Source organism: Microbulbifer flavimaris (assembly GCF_001641755.2).
In the GTDB taxonomy this organism is placed as follows: domain Bacteria; phylum Pseudomonadota; class Gammaproteobacteria; order Pseudomonadales; family Cellvibrionaceae; genus Microbulbifer; species Microbulbifer flavimaris.
In genome coordinates this window covers 443,196-459,488 of sequence record NZ_LRFG02000001.1, presented here as the reverse complement: position 1 = coordinate 459,488, position 16,293 = coordinate 443,196, and the positions used below count along the sequence as shown (strand labels likewise).

9 protein-coding genes and 17 tRNA genes are annotated in these 16,293 nt (G+C 56.2%); 3 read left to right on the top strand and 23 right to left on the bottom strand.

Features of this window, described 5'->3' with window-relative positions; genetic code table 11:
* Positions 1 to 29: 29 nt before the first annotated feature.
* The 18 genes from AWR36_RS02140 to AWR36_RS02050 form a co-directional block, all read right to left on the bottom strand.
* A tRNA-Pro gene (locus AWR36_RS02140) sits at positions 30 to 107 on the bottom strand.
* 6 nt (positions 108 to 113) lie between these two features.
* Positions 114 to 190, bottom strand: a tRNA-Asp gene (locus tag AWR36_RS02135).
* Between the two features lie 90 nt (positions 191 to 280).
* Positions 281 to 355, bottom strand: a tRNA-Cys gene (locus tag AWR36_RS02130).
* Between the two features lie 985 nt (positions 356 to 1,340).
* Entirely contained in the window at positions 1,341 to 1,472 is a 132-nt protein-coding gene (locus AWR36_RS16520; protein WP_437176768.1) for a DUF7230 family protein, read from the bottom strand.
* Positions 1,473 to 1,614: 142 nt separating this feature from the next.
* Positions 1,615 to 1,691 (bottom strand) — tRNA-Leu (locus AWR36_RS02115).
* A gap of 6 nt (positions 1,692 to 1,697) precedes the next feature.
* A tRNA-Leu gene (locus AWR36_RS02110) sits at positions 1,698 to 1,774 on the bottom strand.
* Positions 1,775 to 1,788: 14 nt separating this feature from the next.
* Positions 1,789 to 1,875, bottom strand: a tRNA-Ser gene (locus tag AWR36_RS02105).
* Positions 1,876 to 1,945: 70 nt separating this feature from the next.
* A tRNA-Ser gene (locus tag AWR36_RS02100) sits at positions 1,946 to 2,034 on the bottom strand.
* Positions 2,035 to 2,221: 187 nt separating this feature from the next.
* Positions 2,222 to 2,300 (bottom strand) — tRNA-Arg (locus tag AWR36_RS02095).
* A 9-nt stretch (positions 2,301 to 2,309) separates the two neighbouring features.
* Positions 2,310 to 2,384: transfer RNA gene (locus AWR36_RS02090), tRNA-His, on the bottom strand.
* 136 nt (positions 2,385 to 2,520) lie between these two features.
* A tRNA-Asn gene (locus tag AWR36_RS02085) sits at positions 2,521 to 2,596 on the bottom strand.
* Between the two features lie 8 nt (positions 2,597 to 2,604).
* Positions 2,605 to 2,676 (bottom strand) — tRNA-Phe (locus AWR36_RS02080).
* A 7-nt stretch (positions 2,677 to 2,683) separates the two neighbouring features.
* Positions 2,684 to 2,755 (bottom strand) — tRNA-Met (locus AWR36_RS02075).
* A gap of 6 nt (positions 2,756 to 2,761) precedes the next feature.
* Positions 2,762 to 2,837 (bottom strand) — tRNA-Trp (locus tag AWR36_RS02070).
* A gap of 12 nt (positions 2,838 to 2,849) precedes the next feature.
* Positions 2,850 to 2,924: transfer RNA gene (locus AWR36_RS02065), tRNA-Lys, on the bottom strand.
* A 17-nt stretch (positions 2,925 to 2,941) separates the two neighbouring features.
* Positions 2,942 to 3,018 (bottom strand) — tRNA-Glu (locus AWR36_RS02060).
* A gap of 9 nt (positions 3,019 to 3,027) precedes the next feature.
* Positions 3,028 to 3,102 (bottom strand) — tRNA-Ile (locus AWR36_RS02055).
* Between the two features lie 755 nt (positions 3,103 to 3,857).
* Positions 3,858 to 3,933, bottom strand: a tRNA-Thr gene (locus AWR36_RS02050).
* A gap of 555 nt (positions 3,934 to 4,488) precedes the next feature.
* Between AWR36_RS02050 and AWR36_RS02045 the strand changes: the two genes are divergently transcribed.
* Positions 4,489 to 4,749 carry a hypothetical protein gene (locus AWR36_RS02045; RefSeq protein WP_067080234.1) on the top strand — a complete coding sequence of 87 codons (261 nt, stop codon included), beginning with the start codon at positions 4,489 to 4,491 and terminating at the stop codon, positions 4,747 to 4,749.
* Positions 4,750 to 4,797: 48 nt separating this feature from the next.
* Positions 4,798 to 5,034, top strand: coding sequence for a hypothetical protein (locus AWR36_RS16040; RefSeq protein WP_141398455.1), 237 nt, complete (start codon positions 4,798 to 4,800; stop codon positions 5,032 to 5,034).
* Between the two features lie 908 nt (positions 5,035 to 5,942).
* Here the strand turns inward: AWR36_RS16040 and AWR36_RS02035 are convergent.
* Positions 5,943 to 8,249, bottom strand: coding sequence for a TonB-dependent receptor (locus AWR36_RS02035; protein ID WP_067104423.1), 2,307 nt, complete (start codon positions 8,247 to 8,249; stop codon positions 5,943 to 5,945).
* A 275-nt stretch (positions 8,250 to 8,524) separates the two neighbouring features.
* Between AWR36_RS02035 and AWR36_RS02030 the strand changes: the two genes are divergently transcribed.
* On the top strand, positions 8,525 to 10,405 hold the full coding sequence (locus AWR36_RS02030) for a tetratricopeptide repeat-containing sulfotransferase family protein (protein ID WP_067080225.1): 1,881 nt from the start codon (positions 8,525 to 8,527) through the stop codon (positions 10,403 to 10,405).
* Positions 10,406 to 10,431: 26 nt separating this feature from the next.
* Here AWR36_RS02030 and gcvP read toward each other — a convergent pair whose 3' ends face one another.
* From gcvP to AWR36_RS02010, 4 genes are read right to left on the bottom strand one after another with little or no spacing between them, the layout of a single operon-like run.
* A complete protein-coding gene (gene gcvP / locus AWR36_RS02025; RefSeq protein ID WP_067081779.1) occupies positions 10,432 to 13,326 on the bottom strand; it encodes an aminomethyl-transferring glycine dehydrogenase in 2,895 nt (964 codons plus the stop codon).
* Positions 13,327 to 13,345: 19 nt separating this feature from the next.
* A complete protein-coding gene (gene gcvH / locus AWR36_RS02020) occupies positions 13,346 to 13,732 on the bottom strand; it encodes a glycine cleavage system protein GcvH (protein ID WP_067080222.1) in 387 nt (128 codons plus the stop codon).
* A 30-nt stretch (positions 13,733 to 13,762) separates the two neighbouring features.
* The gene (gene gcvT, locus AWR36_RS02015; RefSeq protein WP_067080219.1) at positions 13,763 to 14,878 is read right to left on the bottom strand and encodes a glycine cleavage system aminomethyltransferase GcvT; all 1,116 of its coding nucleotides are present in this window, start codon (positions 14,876 to 14,878) and stop codon (positions 13,763 to 13,765) included.
* A 14-nt stretch (positions 14,879 to 14,892) separates the two neighbouring features.
* Positions 14,893 to 16,293 (bottom strand): L-serine ammonia-lyase, encoded by a 1,401-nt coding sequence (locus tag AWR36_RS02010; RefSeq protein WP_067080216.1) that lies wholly within the window; start codon positions 16,291 to 16,293, stop codon positions 14,893 to 14,895.

Here is a 16,293-nt window from a genome sequence, read left to right as displayed (position 1 = left end):
TTCTGCCGGAACAGCACGCTGATCCAATCTGGTCGGCGCAGCAGGATTCGAACCTGCGACATCTACCTCCCAAAGGTAGCGCTCTACTCAGGCTGAGCTATACGCCGATGAAGTGGCGCCCTGTACCGGATTCGAACCAGTGATCTATCGCTCGACAGGCGAGTGCATTGGACCGCTATGCTAACAGGGCAAAATACTGGCAATTGATGGAGCCAGCTGTATGCAAATAACGACTGCCTGCTATGCAGTCACGTTGCTGACTCTGCGATCTTTTTAAAACTGGAGTCCCGTGGCGGATTTGAACCGCCCTGTGCGGTGTTGCAGACCGCCGCCTATCGCACTCGGCCAACGGGACAATATGGTGGCCTGAGACTATAGCCACTGACACAACCCTTTGAGGACCTTACCGGCATGCTTGCGGGCTGCCGTTAATCCCGTATCCACTGCATCCGCCAATGGGCGCAAGACAGTAGGTTGCATGGCTGCCTTTTTTGACGGGTGGCGAATCCCGTATCAATCCTGCCTACTCGAATCTTCCACTACCGTCTGCCTTGCGGGCAATCAAGGTGTGCTAACACCACCGTGCGTTTCTGATTCAACAAGGGTCGAGCTTGCGGCTCTCCCCCTGGCCGCGTTATCCCTGCGGACCGCGGCATTAAGCCATTTTCGACAAGACCTGGACACGTCTTTGCATTTTTAGAAACATTGCCGGAATCGAACCAGCGCCATTGACTATAGGATCAACGCTCTACCATCTGAGCTAAATGCTTACCCTGCCACGAAGCGCGTGCCCGGTAGTTTCACGGTCTTTTGAACCGCGAAATGCTACGCTCCGCCTGTGTTTCACCTGCCGGCTACCACACTGAAATTCCCGATCCCGTCAACTCGGAACCGTTGTCTCTGGAATGCGCCCTCGGCTGCCGCCTCAAACTGACATCCCTACCCTTTGTCGCCACCGCTCAATGTTCTGGTTGTATGCAGGTCAGCACCACCCGTTACCTTCGGAGCCAGCATCGCCTGCCCCTCAAACACACACATCGTCACGGCTGTCACCCCCGAGGAGAATGACTTAGCGTCTCGGCTTTTCCGCACTGACCGGTAGTCCGGCGCGGCCCCGCAAGGTAGGCACCGCTTTCCCCAGCTCACACTAGGTTATCGGGGGCGGACCCCCGGTACCGGTTTTCCGGCACCAAAACTGCTGCCGGCAAGCCGGCAAAGATGGCAGGCCGTCCCGGATTCGAACCGGGAACTCAAGACTCAGAATCTTGCGAGTTGCCAATTACTCACAACGGCCAATTGTTACCGTGCAGCGATTGCTCCGTACCTGATAAGGGTGCCGGTCAATAGCGCCCTTTGTGTTTCTGATTACGACCTGCCTTGAGATCGGCTTTTCGGTTGCGGTGGACAGATGCGCGGTTGAACTGCCGTGCGTATTTGGCCACAAAATTGCGATTCTTCTGCGCTTTTATCACAGAGACCCCCTATTGGTTGTAAAAAAGATTTCACTTACGGACAGGATCAAACAGCTGGTGCCCGGCACCGGACTTGAACCGGGAATGGATCTACGTTTGAAGCACGCGCGTCTACCAATTTCGCCAGCCTGACTCTTCTGTCTGGTACCCCGTGAGGGAGTCGAACCCCCAATGACCTGGGCCTAAACCAGGCGTGTCTGCCTATTCCACCAACGGGGCAATAACTGGTGCGCCGGGCGGGCTTCGAACCCGCAATAAAGCAGGGTTTAAACCTGCCGCGTCTACCCATCCACCACCGGCGCATGATGAACGTGTCTGGCGGAAGGTACAGGAATCGAACCTGCGTCCCGTTAACGGGCCACCGGCTTTCGAGACCGGAGCATTGCCACTCTGCCAACCTTCCTGAAAAAATTTCTCCTTCCCAATCATCTGGCAGGAGAGTCACTGAGCCCGGCCACACCGGAACTCATCTTTGGCGGAGACAGGAGGATTCGAACCTCCGCGGCCCCCGGGGGCCCCCGGATTAGCAGTCCGGCGCAATCAACCACTCTGCCATGTCTCCATCGATTGGTCCCGGACAGAGGATTCGAGCGCGAGAAATCTTCGTGTCAGCATTGCGGGCCAGGGCCTCTGCGCACTCGGGTCGACCCTCCGAAACCTTTCACCGCCCCACCAACGCGGTGAACATGACTACCCTGTGGCAGCCCCCCATGCAACGATTCGGGAGAAGGATTTGACCGCTGCTTGACTGGCGCACCCGGCAGGATTCGAACCTGCAATCCCCGGCTTCGTAGGCCGATGCCTTCAATCCAGTTTGGCCACGGGTGCATTCAACTTTGGGGCGACCGACCGGATTCGAACCGGTGTGTACGAGGGCCACATCCTCGCGCATAGCCGCTCTGCCACGGCCGCCATCAGGGCGATCACAGCGTGAAACCGTCAGGGCACTGATTCCGTACCCAGATCGGGACCTGCCTGGCACGCTGCCACCAGGTGAACAGGTAATCCTGATCGCCTGATCCGCGTTGAAGAGACGCGGCCCTCTGTTTGGCTGGCGAGGCGGGGGTCGAACCCGCGAGTCTCCCGGTTAACAGCCGGGTGCATTACCACTTTGCTACTCGCCAATGACCGGTGCATCGTGCAAGAGTCGAACTTGCGCGCCCTGGGCTTCAACCAGGTACTCTACCCACTGAGCTAACAATGCAGAATGATTGCGGAGCCCAGGCTCGAACTGGGGACCTACGCCTCATGAGGGCGCCGAGCTACCACTGCTCTACTCCGCAAAGGATTGGCGGGCCAGGCAGGGATCGAACCTGCAACGACCGGTTTTGGAGACCGGCACTCTGCCAGTTGAGTTACTGACCCAATCAAAACCCATGGTTGGCGCAGCGGGATTCGAACCCGCGTATGCCGGCTTAAAAGGCCGGTGTATCACCGCTCTACCATACGCCAACGATGGAATCTGAAATTGGTATCCCCAACGGGACTCGAACCCGTATCTGCTGCTTGAAAGGCAACTGTCCTCGACCAGTTAGACGATGGGGACAATGTATTCTGGTTGCGGCGGACAGATTCGAACTGCCGACCTGACCCTTATCGGGGGCTTGCTCTACCGCTGAGCTACACCGCATCAGAAAAAGCGACCAGATTGTTAAACAAACGTGCTGGGTGTCAGTGCCAGCGCACTTTTACCCGCCATAAAAAAACCCGGATGGCGGGATTCGCCAACCGGGTTTTTCACACGTCGTGTTCAAAAATCCGGTTGGCGCGCAGCCGACCGGACAGGTCGAACTACGCTTTCATGCGGTCACCAAAATCAATCTCTGCACCTTTCGACGGATTCATTGATGGCCAACGCACAAAACTGCTGGGCAATGCACAGGCATACTGGTCCCGTCCCAGATTCTGGGCCGTCCCGAGCATGGTCTTATGGCATTGCAGTCTTGATAACACTTGAGTCACCAGTTATGAGCGCCGCTTCGCGGCAGAAAACTTTGGAGGCAGAGCAATATCGGATGCCTCATGTTCTTTTTAAAGCTATCACGAAAAAGTTGTTTTGCAACCCATAAATTTACATTTTTACCATATTTTTCAATAGGTTACGCATAAAATAAGCGAGCGAATTCCTGCCGCAACTTCAGCATTAAATTTTGGGCATGAGTGCCGGTCGAAGCGTGATTTCATACGCTTAGTGCTGTCCCGTTCTCAGAATTCTTCTCAACATTTTCCCTCTCAAAAGAACTTGCCGTTCAGCAACTTACTGTTCTCTACATCGCTGACACGGTACTCGATTTCTACAGTGTCAATCCGAGCTGCAGGCAAGTTGCCATCCCTCTTTTGGCCCCTTCTCGCGCGTCGATATGGAGCATGCTCTTTCCATCCAACTGGTGGGCCCCGGGGGACTCGAACCCCCTCCCCTCGCTTACGAGGCGAGAGCTCTTACCGGATGAGCTATGAGCCCTGAAAACAAAAAACCCCCGAAGGCGAACCTACGGGGGCTACGGGGGCCGACTCCAGAAGGCTCGCGCCTCCCGGGATTCAGGAGGCCGTTAACAGAGTTTTTTCTCGACGCAAATAGTCCACGCCCGCGCCCCTTGTGGGGCGGCATGGCCTATTCGGTCGAGGTAGCTTGATAACCTGGTCACGGTGTTCTCCTTGGACAATGCAGGAATTCTAGCGCCTGCTTCTGAATAAGCAACGAACAAATAGTGCACACCGGCAATATGGCGTCCTTTTTGCTGTCTCATCCCCGGGCAGGCTGAAAACACCAGTGCCCGATACTGATCCCTACCTGCATTCGCCTGGGTGGCAGGGCATATTCTTCTTAGCAAGAGAGTAACGCTCAGCACAGAGGTACCCAAAACTGGACTCCCGTGCGCGCTTATCATTGATTGCATTGAGAACCGGTTGAAATGGAGGCATTGCCAGAATCTACTAAGCGCCTAAATACCGGGACGCGTTTGAAGAGCACGATAGCGACGCAACCCCCCTGTACGGGACCTTTGCTGCTGACCCGGTGCTCATCCTTTTCAATGGCATCAATGTCGATCCCAGCGGCTATCGCTGGATGGCGGAAACAGTGGCTCCTACCGGTGTCGTTACTGCGACCAACCAGCTGGTTTCCGAGGAGATGACCGGGCACACGGCCGCAACATCGGGTATCGACCTGGACCGACTCACACCAGAGCAATTAAGTCATCGCCTGTCTGTCCTCGCCTTGCCGGCACTCTTAGCCATGCTCCAGCGTCTGAATGGCGAGGGCTTATTGGCCGGCTAGCTCGACCTGGGTCGGCTGGCTTTCGCTGGCCACAGCGCCGGCGGCACTATGGCGCTGCTCAACGCCAACCCTGATTGGTTCCCGGCCCTGCGCGCCGTCTTTGCCTACGGCGCCCGCACCGGCGCCCCTACTGCCTTGGACTGGCCGGAAGAGACCCTGCTGCCGATCAGCCCCGGAGTCCTTCTCCTCATGATCGGAGGCGAAAAGGACGGCTGCATCGCCCACAGCGGAACTGCAACGGTTCAAATACCTCGACAACTGCCCTATCGAGCAGACATTCCATAAGGCCATGCCGGAATGCAAGGACAACGATACCCTCCTCCTACTAACAGACGCCAATCACTTCTCATTATCTTCCCCACCGGATCAAACCTGTAGGCGTGGACATTTGGAGCCACCCTTACACACCAATTGGACGCACCCCGACATCGGACAGGCTATTGACCGTTTCCTGCGTGGATTCCTTTACGAAGACCCCGAAGCACTGTCGGAGTATCGAGAGTTGAAGGAGGGCTAGTGGAGAATTACTGTATTGCTTCGGATGTGAAGCCCTTCTTTATCAGTGCTGCGTGATAGGGAGAGGGAGAGGAATAGGAATAGGAATAGAGGACGAAAGCGGAGCTTCTGCTCTTGTCTTGTAAAAATTAAAAAATTTCCGCTCATTCTGCATGACCAAGTAATCCGCTCAACACCAGCGCGGATGCTGAAACCGAAGGCACTCCCTGGCATCAATCGCCACCGCTCGGTGCTACGCCCACTTGAATCATCAGCACAAAAAAGCCCACTTAAAAGCGGGCTTCTTCTGAAAATGGTCGGAATGGCCACGTAAAGCCTGCAAAGAAAACCCATTGATGTATCTCCATCAGCCACGAACATTATCAACTAGATCCCGTAACATGTGCCGTGAAAGGTCTAACAACAATGAACAGAGCAACATATGGTTAAAAATAGATCAACCTTGCCGAGTTATCACGTGAATATTGCAGTCCCAGATCACCCTAAGAACAGTGGCGCCCGGGCGAGCACCGAATGACCATTAATCGAGCGTTACAAAACCCCATTTATACTGGAGTAAAACATCTAGCTGTATCAGGTATAGGTACTGCCTTTCTCCCAGTAAGTCCCTCTGACGTCAGCAAAAAAGCCCGGCCAAGCCGGGCATCAATGTCACGAGAAATCGTGGAGAGGAGAGGTCAGAAATTGTACGAAATGTTCATCCCCCAGGTGCGGGGATTGCCCCAGTTTGCCTGCAGAGAGGCAATCTCTGGATTCGCGCTTGGATTGAATACCACAACCCGATTGAGTACTGCCTCGTCTTCCATATTGAGAACAAAGGCCTGCACTTCCGTAGATGCGGAGGGCGACTCCCAGATCAGGCGCAGGTCCGTTTTGGTGTAAGCCTCCTGTTTCGCACCTTCCACGTTGATGTCATAGGCATAGTAGTCAGAAGAGTAATAGGTCTGCAGATATGGACGAACGCGGCTGCCGTTATCGAGTATGAAGTCATAGCTAACCTGCAGCCCCAGCGTCATTTCCGGGGCCAGTGCGGGCCTGTACCCCTCAAGATTAAGCAACGGTTCGTTCGGGTCATCCAAATCCTGGCGTCCGTCCAGGCTACCCAGTCCAGCAACCTTCGATACTTCGTACTGGTCGAACTCGGCATTCATAAAGGAGGCTGATGCTGAGATTCGCCAGTTTTCACTGGGAATCCAGGTAGCCTCCACCTCAAGGCCTGCGGAGTCCAGCTCACCACCGTTCTCGGTAAACTCACTGGCAGTGCCATTCAATACCACGAAGGATTGGGCCTGCATGTTGCGATACTGGTTGAGATAAGTCGCCAGGTTTAGCACCAGCGAATTATCGAACCAGCTGCTTTTATAGCCCGCTTCCCACGCTGTGACAGTTTCAGGGTCATAGGTCAGGGGAACACCGTCGAGGACAAAGTTGATGCCACCGGCACGGTAGCCAGTAGAGGCCTGTGCATAGACCATCACATCATCCGACAGGTCGTGTTCGACTGCGGCTTTCCACAGGACATCGCTCCACTCGCCAGGAACCCCCTGCCCTTCGAGGGCGTCGACTACGGGCTCCCCGGCTTCGGGATCCCAGCGCCAGGTGCTCCAGTCTAGCGGGTCGCGCTGCTGCTTGCTGTCTTCCGCATAGCGCACACCGGCCACTAGGCGTGTATCGTCGGTGGCATGATAGGTAGCGTGGCCAAAATAGCCGGTCGAATCACTGGTGTAATCACCCTGATTATCCCAGTGGGGAATCTCCGGGCTGCCTGCATTACGCTCCAGCCAGTTCCATCCACTCGCCTGCTCAAAGTAATAGGCTCCGAGCATCCATTCCAATGCGCCATCACCATTGGAACTCAGCTGTACCTCATGAGACTGCGTTTCCTGGGAGGAAATCCAGCCTACAAAACCGCTGGTAATGCCATCACCACCATCGGTGTAGTCCGGGTCGTAGGTCTGCTCTCCATCAAAGTCGGTATAGTTGGCCGTGTACTTCACAGACGCAAAGCCGAGATCGTAGTCGACATTCAAGGTACCGAAATTCGATTTCAGGTCGACACTGGACGCCATATTGCGGGAGACTTTCCACGGCCCCTGGTCGAAGTTTCCGGAAGCGTCTTCAGGCGCCCACTGGTGGCCGTCCAGGTAAACCCCATCGCTATAGGCCCCGATCTGCTGGTAACCCCAGATGGCTGAGCCGTTACCCGTCTGCTCTGAGCTGCCCGCACGAAGAGTAATATCCAGTTGATCTGTCGGCTGCCAGCGGAAGCTGCTGCGCAAATAGCTGATGTCCTTATCATTGAGGTCATCGCTGGCACCGTCTTTGAAAGTGTTCTCGATGTAGCCGTCGTGCGCTTCGTCCATCATTGCAAAACGGACTGCCATATCTTCACTGATCGGCAGGTTCACAGCGCCTTCCAACTTACGGCGGTTATAGGAACCACCCAGTGCGGACACGTATCCACTGACGGACTCAAAGTCCGGCGCTCGAGTATGAATATTGATGGTACCGCCGAAGGTATTCCGGCCATAAAGTGTTCCCTGCGGCCCTCGCAATACCTCGACTCGGTCGACATCCACGTAGGCCCCCATCGCCTGGGTCGTGGTGGCGACATAGACGCCGTCCTCAAAAATACCAACTACCTGCTCTGCTTCGGAACCGACATTGTTGGTACGCGTACCACGGATGGCTAACCGGACCTCACTACCGGACTGACCGAACTGCATGCCCGGCACCACATTTTCAAGACGAGTGACATCCTCAATACCACCGAGCTTCAGGGCTTCCTCACCAAGAGCAGTCACTGATACAGAGACATCCTGCACACTGGCTTCCCGCTTGGTCGCGGTAACGATTACCTCCTCGACTGCGCCATTGGACTTACTCTGTTTTTCGCCATTAGCATCGGCCGGTTCCTGCGCTACCACGCTGCCGGAAATTGCCAGGCTTATCCCCAAATAAAGGGCATTTCTCATTGGTAACATTGTGCTCTCCTGAGTCGCGCTATTTATTCTTATCTGCAAAAAACCGCTGCAGCACGATCCAATTTGTACTTCGAATTCAAAATTCTGTCAAACAAGAGTCCTTAGAAGCATCGATTACACCCCTTGAAAAACCCACCACAAACTCACCCAACAGAAATAAAGTGATATAAATCAATTAGTTACAAGGACTATCAGTAACCATCACAAATCTGTTGAATTGGCGCCTATCGCCCCCAAAATTGACTTCGGAATCACGAGAGGGCGTAATTCAACCTATGAACACGCCACTACAAGCCATTGCTTACTATCGCCAGGGACAGTTGGACGCCGCTCTCGCCAGTTGCCGCGAGGCATTGCTCTCACCCACCCCTCCCCTTGCCGCCTTCGAGATCGCCAGTGAGATCCTTCTCCGCCAGGGGCGATGGCAAGAAGCAGAGTCACTACTGGAAAGGGCGCTTAGGCTTGCCCCCAGCAGTCTTTTTTGCCGCTTCAACCTTGGCGCTGCCAAGGCACAGCAAGGCTACCTTCCGGAAGCACTGGAGCAATTTAATCGCTGCCTGGATGCAGAACCTGAAAACCCCGACTACCTTAATGCTGTCGGTAACAGCCTCCGGCTACAGGGAAGTAAAGCGGAGGCCCTGGAGATGCTGGAACGCGCCTGTTCCGTGGCCCCCCGGCACCCGGGTGTGCGAGAAAACTTGGGCTGGCTGGCGGTCAACTCCAGTCCGAAGCTTGCCCTGGCACACTTTGAAGCCGCTTTCGCAGCGGGCAATCGCAGCACCAGCGTGGCTCGCGGGATGGTGGAGTCATTATTGGGATTGAATGCCGCTGAAAAGGCTGAGCAGCTGGCCAGGTCCGCCCTGCAACAATTTCCCGGTGATGCCGAGCTGATGAATTGCCTCGCCATCGCGAGAGTCCGCCAGCATAAATCCAACGATGCCGTAGCCGCTTTCCGCTCCGCACTTCGATACGCGCCGGATCACTGTATGGCCAGGGTCAACCTCGCGGTGCAACTGGAACAGCTCGGCGAGCTGCAGGAAGCTGAGGAGCAGCTCAGGAAAGTGTTACAACATCACCCGCACTCCTCAGATGCCCTGTTCCATCTCACATTTCTGAAAAGTACGGTTTTGTCTGCAGAAGACGAGTGCCGTATTCACCAGGCATTACAGCAAGCAAATGACGAGCAGGAACGCATTCGCCTGCATTTTGCCCTCGGCCGTTTATACGAGCAGCAAAAGCAACCTCACAAGAGCATTCGTGAAGTGCTGACTGCCCGGCAACTACTGGCCCCCTCATCCAGATATTGCCCTGAGGCTGATTGCAGGCATACCGACTTAATGATCCGCTGCCATCCGCTGCATGAGCAAAGAATTGGTGCCCCAGGGGAACCCCCAAAAATCATCTTTGTGGTTGGGATGCCCCGCTCCGGTACGAGCCTAGTGGAGCAGATACTGGCGAGCCATCCGGATATTGAAGCGCTGGGTGAAAGCGGTGCTGTGGGAAAAGTCTTGGGCAGGTTCCGTGAGGGTGACTCGACAGAATCCCAACTCGAATTCCATGCCCTCGGCGCAGCGGCTAAGGAGAACATGCGCAACCAGCTAGTGCAGTCTCTTCAGGCAAAAACTGTGACGGGCGGCAAGAAGGTCATCGTCGAGACCACCCCGGGTAACCACCAGTTTCTGGGCATGCTGGCAGAGCTGCTACCCACCGCAAGGTTTGTCCTCTGCCAGCGCTCGCCGCTCGATACCGCTGTGTCACTACTGCAACACCCGCTCTCCCGAGAGCACGATTACGCACACTGCTTCGAGCATCTTGAGCAACGCCTCAACAACTTTACACGCCTCCAGCGTCACTGGCAGAGGTGCTACCCTGGTCAATGCATACCACTGCTCTATGAGGATCTGGTCAGGGATGCAAAGGGCACGATTCGTGAAATGCTCGATGCCCTGACACTGCCTTTTGCCGAGCCATGCCTGTCACCACACCAAACACGGCGGCCGGTGAGAACCCCGAGCGCCGCACAGGTGCGACGTCCGATCAATAGCCAGGGGCTGGGGCGATGGCAACAGTACCAGGATGCCCTAGCCCCACTGATCAAAGCCCTGGAGGGCGTGGAACGAGAACATCGTGCCCGCCTGCGCACCGCTGCGGAGTAGCGGCGCGCGCAATTGGCTAGCGGCAGTCAACCCTCGATGTAGTCTGCAATAGAGGGGCAGGAACAGACGAGATTTTTATCCCCATACACATTGTCGACCCGACCAACCGGCGGCCAGTACTTTTTCTCACGGAGGCACTCCAACGGATAAACCGCTTCGGTGCGACTGTAAGGGTGAGGCCAATTCTCCAGGGTCAATATCTCAGCTGTATGGGGGGCGTTAACAAGGGGGTTGTTGTCTACAGGCCACTCGCCGCGCTCCACACGTGCGACCTCTTCCCGTATCTGAATCATCGCATCGCAGAAACGATCCAGCTCGGCTCGTGACTCGCTTTCAGTTGGCTCGATCATCAGGGTCCCAGCCACTGGAAATGACATGGTTGGCGCATGGAAACCGTAGTCAATCAAGCGCTTGGCAACGTCCTCCACGGAAATCCCACTCACTTCCTTCAGTGGACGGAGATCAACTATGCACTCATGCGCAACGCGGCCACTTTTCCCCCGGTAGAGGATTGGGTAGCTATCTTCGAGGCGTGCAGCAATATAATTGGCATTCAGAATCGCCAGTTCGGTGGCCTTGGGCAGCCCCTCCCTTCCCATCATGCGGATATACATCCAGGTGATCGGCAGGATACTGGCGCTGCCCGCCGTCGCCGCCGATACTGGCGGGCCATGACGATCACTTTGGGCATCCACTCTTCCCTCCATTGCTACAGCGCCCGGAAGAAATTCTGACAGGTGCTCCCGGACCGCAACCGGGCCGACGCCCGGGCCGCCACCTCCATGGGGAATACAGAAAGTCTTGTGCAGGTTCAGGTGCGAAACGTCACCGCCAAATTGACCCGGCTGGCAAAGCCCGACCATTGCATTCAGATTGGCGCCATCGATATATACCTGGCCACCGTGACGGTGCACGATATTTGCAATTTCGCCGATCCCTTCCTCGAATACCCCGTGAGTAGAAGGGTATGTCACCATGATGGCCGCGAGCCGTTCCGCATGCTCACTGGCCTTTTCGCGCAGGTCGTCCAGGCACACATTACCGTTTGTATCACATTGCACCACGACCACTCGCATGCCACACATCTGCGCCGACGCCGGGTTGGTGCCATGGGCGGAGCTTGGAATTAGGCAGATATCGCGCTGCCCCTCGCCGCGACTGGCGTGATAAGCGCGAATCGCCAGCAGCCCGGCATATTCACCCTGTGAGCCCGCGTTCGGCTGAAGGGATACAGCATCGTAGCCGGTGATCTCACACAGCATGGCCTCGAGCTCACTAACCAGAGTCGCGTAACCCGTGACCTGTTCGGCCGGGGCGAGGGGGTGTACATTGGCAAATTCGGGCCATGTAACCGGGAGCATTTCCGCCGTCGCATTCAGCTTCATGGTACAGGAGCCCAGCGGAATCATTGAACGGTCGAGGGCGATATCCCGGTCTGCCAGTGCGCGGAGATAGCGCAGCATTTCTGTTTCAGACTGGTAGCGGCTGAATACTTGCTGGCTAAGAAACGTACCGGAGCGGACCAGTGCAGAGGGCAAAACTGGCTCCGCTCTGGTCTCGATCTCGGAAAAATCGAGGCCACACCCGGCGTCAAACAGACGCCAGAGATTTTCAATATCTGTAGTGGTCGCCGTTTCATCCAGCGAAATCCCTACTCTACCATCATCAATCTTTCGCAGATTCATGCCGACGCGGTGGGCTGCGGCATGAACGTGCTCAGCGCCACCAGGGGTGGATACGGTAAGGGTGTCGAACCATGTTTCGTTCTCCACCTCTACACCAAGCTCCTCCAGGCCAAGCGCCAGTACAGTGGTCAAGCAATGGACCCGACCGGCGATCATCCGCAGGCCCTGCGGGCCATGATACACCGCATACATCGCAGCCATGACCGCCAGCAACACCTGGGCTGTACAGATGTTAGAGGTGGCCTTTTCCCGGCGGATATGCTGCTCGCGGGTCTGTAGCGCAAGCCGGTAGGCAGCCCTGCCAGCGCCGTCGACGGACTGGCCCACGAGGCGACCCGGCAGGGAACGCTTGTAGGATTCGCGGGTCGCCATATAGGCCGCATGGGGGCCACCAAAGCCCATGGGCACACCAAACCGCTGAGTGGACCCCACAGCCACATCCGCACCCAACTGCCCCGGCGGGGTAAGCATCACCAGGCTGAGAATATCTGCGGCCATCGCGACCAGGCCACGGTGCTCGTGAACCGTGTCTATTACTGCGCGATAATCCCGCACCTCTCCGCTTGCCCCTGGGTACTGCAGCAGCGCACCAAAAACCTCGCTGGCCTCCAGCTCGGAAGAAGGGTCCCCAACGATCAGCTCAATGCCCAATGGCTCTGCGCGGGTTTGCAGTACCCGGATGGTCTGCGGCAGGCAATCCCTGTCCACGAAAAAAGTGCGTGCCCTGGACTTCGACATGCGTTGACACAGTGTCATTGCCTCTGCGGCAGCTGTAGCCTCATCCAGCATGGATGCATTCGCAAGATCCATACCGGTGAGGTCACTGACCATCGTCTGGAAATTGAACAGGGCCTCCAGCCGCCCCTGGGAAATTTCTGGCTGATATGGGGTGTATGCGGTGTACCAGGCGGGATTTTCGAGAATATTTCTCAACACCACATTAGGCGTGCGGGTTCCGTAATACCCCTGGCCGATAAATGAGCGGAAGGTCTGATTCTGGGCCGCCAATCCCCGCAGCATCTCAAGCGCCTCATGTTCCGGCAGCCCCTCCGCAAGCGCTAACTCTGAGGACATCCGGATACCGTCCGGCACTACCTCGTTGATAAAATCCGCCAGACTACTGTGCCCCAGCTTGTCGAGCATCTCAACAACATCTCGCTCACCCGGACCGATATGACGATGGGTGAACTCGTCGCGACCTTCAAGGTCGCGGATGGTTTTCTTGGCTTGCAGCATCGCTTCCAGTCTCCAGTTTTTAGCCACCCACCAGATCGGCATAAGCCCCGGCGTTCAGCAGCGTTTCCAGATCACCCTCCTTGGCAAGGCGGACTCGCATGAACCAGCCCTCTCCCATCGGATCGCGGTTTACGAGCTCAGGGTCCCCCTCCAGCGCGTCGTTAACTGCCAATACAGTGGCATCAAACGGAATGGAAATATCTCCGGCGGCCTTGACCGATTCAATCACCGCAACCTCATCGCCTGCTGTTAGCTCCGCGCCCTCCTCAGGCAACTCTACATAAACCACATCCCCCAGTTGGGACTGGGCATAATCCGTAATACCCACAGTCACCACGTCACCCTCAGCAGCAAACCACTCATGGCTATCGGAAAACCTGACGTTTTTCATAATCTCTATACTCATTATTTTAAATGCTTTTCTCCAGTCAGCGGCTCAGCCGCGGTAATAGCGCTGGGGGACAAATGGTGTCTTCGCCACGGTAATCGGGATGATCTTTCCTCTTACCAGTGCCTGCAGCTCTGTTCCGGCTTTCTCGTAGCCCCGATCCACATACCCCATACCAATGCCCGCGCCAAGTGTCGGCCCGTAGCCGCCACTGGTAACCCTGCCAACGACATTTCCTGCCTCATCGACAAGGTCTGTGCCGGTCCGCACTGGTATCCTGCCTTGCACCGTAAAACCAACACGCCTGCGTGACACCCCCTCGACAATATGTGCAAGCACGATGTCAGCGCCGAGGAAGCCACCGACCTTTGTCCCACCTGGTCGGCGGCATTTACCAATACTCCAGAGCAAGCCGGCTTCGACTGGCGAGGTTGTACGGTCCATATCAGCGCCGTAAAGACACAGACCGGCCTCAAGACGCAGGGTGTCACGGGCACCGAGGCCAATCATCTGTATGCGACCATCTTCGAGCAGCTTGCGGGTAAACGTATCCACAACCTGTGCAGGAATTGATATCTCAAAGCCATCCTCTCCGGTGTAGCCAGATCGGGTGATATAGCACTCCTCACCAAGGAGTTCTGTTCGCATACCATGCATAAATGTCAGCGCACGGATAGCCGGGGACAGTTCACCGAGGATTTCACCCGCCATCGGGCCCTGGACCGCGAGCAATGCCTGCTGACCAAGCACGCGGATATCACTTCCGCGAAGGCGCTTCTGCAGGTGAGCAATGTCCGCAGCTGCGGTAGCTGCATTCACAACCAGGAAAAACTCATCCTCAGCCCAGCGGGTGATGATGAGGTCATCGAGGATGCCGCCATCTTCTGTCGTCATCACCGCATAACATTGTTGATTGATCTCAAGGGCATCGATGTCGATGGGCAGAAGCTCTTCCAACCCTGCCGCAGCTCCACTGCCGCGCACGACCAACTGCCCCATATGCGAAACATCAAATACCCCCACTGCTTCACGGGTATGCAGGTGCTCGTGCACGATGCCCGACTGGTATTGGACCGGCATGGCGTACCCCGCAAATGGCACCAGTTTTCCACCAAGCTCGGTGTGCAGATCGTACAGGGGGGTCTTGCGCAATTCGTTATTCATATTTTGCTGTCCGTTTAACATTCGATAACACTCACCGGGAGATCGATCACATTGACTGCCAGGCCACCACGGGCGGTTTCCTTATACTTGTCCTGCATATCGCGGCCCGTATCACGCATGGTGCGTATGACCTTGTCGAGCGATACAAGATGCTCGCCATCACCACGTAACGCCATACGAGCAGCACTGATCGCCTTGACCGAGGCCATGGCATTACGCTCGATGCAGGGGACCTGAACCAGGCCACCCACCGGATCACAGGTAAGCCCCAGGTTGTGCTCCATGGCGATTTCCGCGGCATTTTCCACCTGCCGGGGGGTGCCTCCGAGCACCTCAGCAAGGCCAGCAGCAGCCATAGAGCAGGCCGAGCCCACCTCACCCTGGCAACCGACTTCTGCACCACTGATGGAAGCATTTTTCTTAAAGAGTATTCCCACAGCAGCCGCCGTCAGCAGAAAACAGATCACATCATCATCGGTAGGACGCTTGGAAAAGCGCATGAAGTAATGGAGGACCGCCGGTATGATTCCTGCAGCACCATTGGTGGGCGCTGTCACGATCCGGCCACCCGCAGCGTTCTCTTCATTGACAGCAAGGGCGTAAAGGGTGACCCAGTCGAGTGCTGCCAGGGGATCTGAGAGGCATGCTTCCGGCCGGCCACGCAGTTGCCGGTACAAGTCGGCAGCCCTGCGCTTAACACTGAGTCCGCCCGGCAGAGTCCCCTCGTTTTCGATGCCATTGGCAACGCAGCCCTGCATCACCTGCCAGATTTTCATCAAGCCAGCGCGGGTTTCCGGCTCAGACCGCCATGCAGCCTCATTCGCCAGCATCACGTCGCTGATATTCATACCCTCACGATCGCAAATATCCAGCAGTTCCTCTGCCGTTTGAAACTCGTAGCGAACCGAGCGGGTCTGCTCAAGGGCATTTTCCGCACCTGCCTCTTTCTCGGTCACCACAAAACCGCCGCCGATAGAGTAATAAACTTCCTCAATAATCAACCTGCCATTGGTGTCATGGGCGCTGAAGCGCATCCCATTGGCGTGCAGGGGGAGCTCCTCTTCACCAATCAAGAGCAAATCCTGCTCTTCATCAAAAGCGATTCTCCGTCGCCCACCCAGAGCTAGAGTGGATTGCTGCTTAATAGCAGCCACACGCTCATCAACAGTGGTTGTGTCAACCGTCTCTGGGTTCTCGCCCTCCAATCCAAGCATCACAGCCTTGGTGGTTCCATGCCCAACACCTGTGGCACCAAGAGAACCAAACATATGGGCAGTCACTCGGGCAACGTCGTTGAAGCGGCCTGCCGCATCCAGCAGCTTCAGAAATTCACTCGCTGCCTTCATGGGCCCGACCGTGTGGGAGCTCGATGGACCGATACCAATCTTGAAAAGATCAAAAACACTCAGAGACAT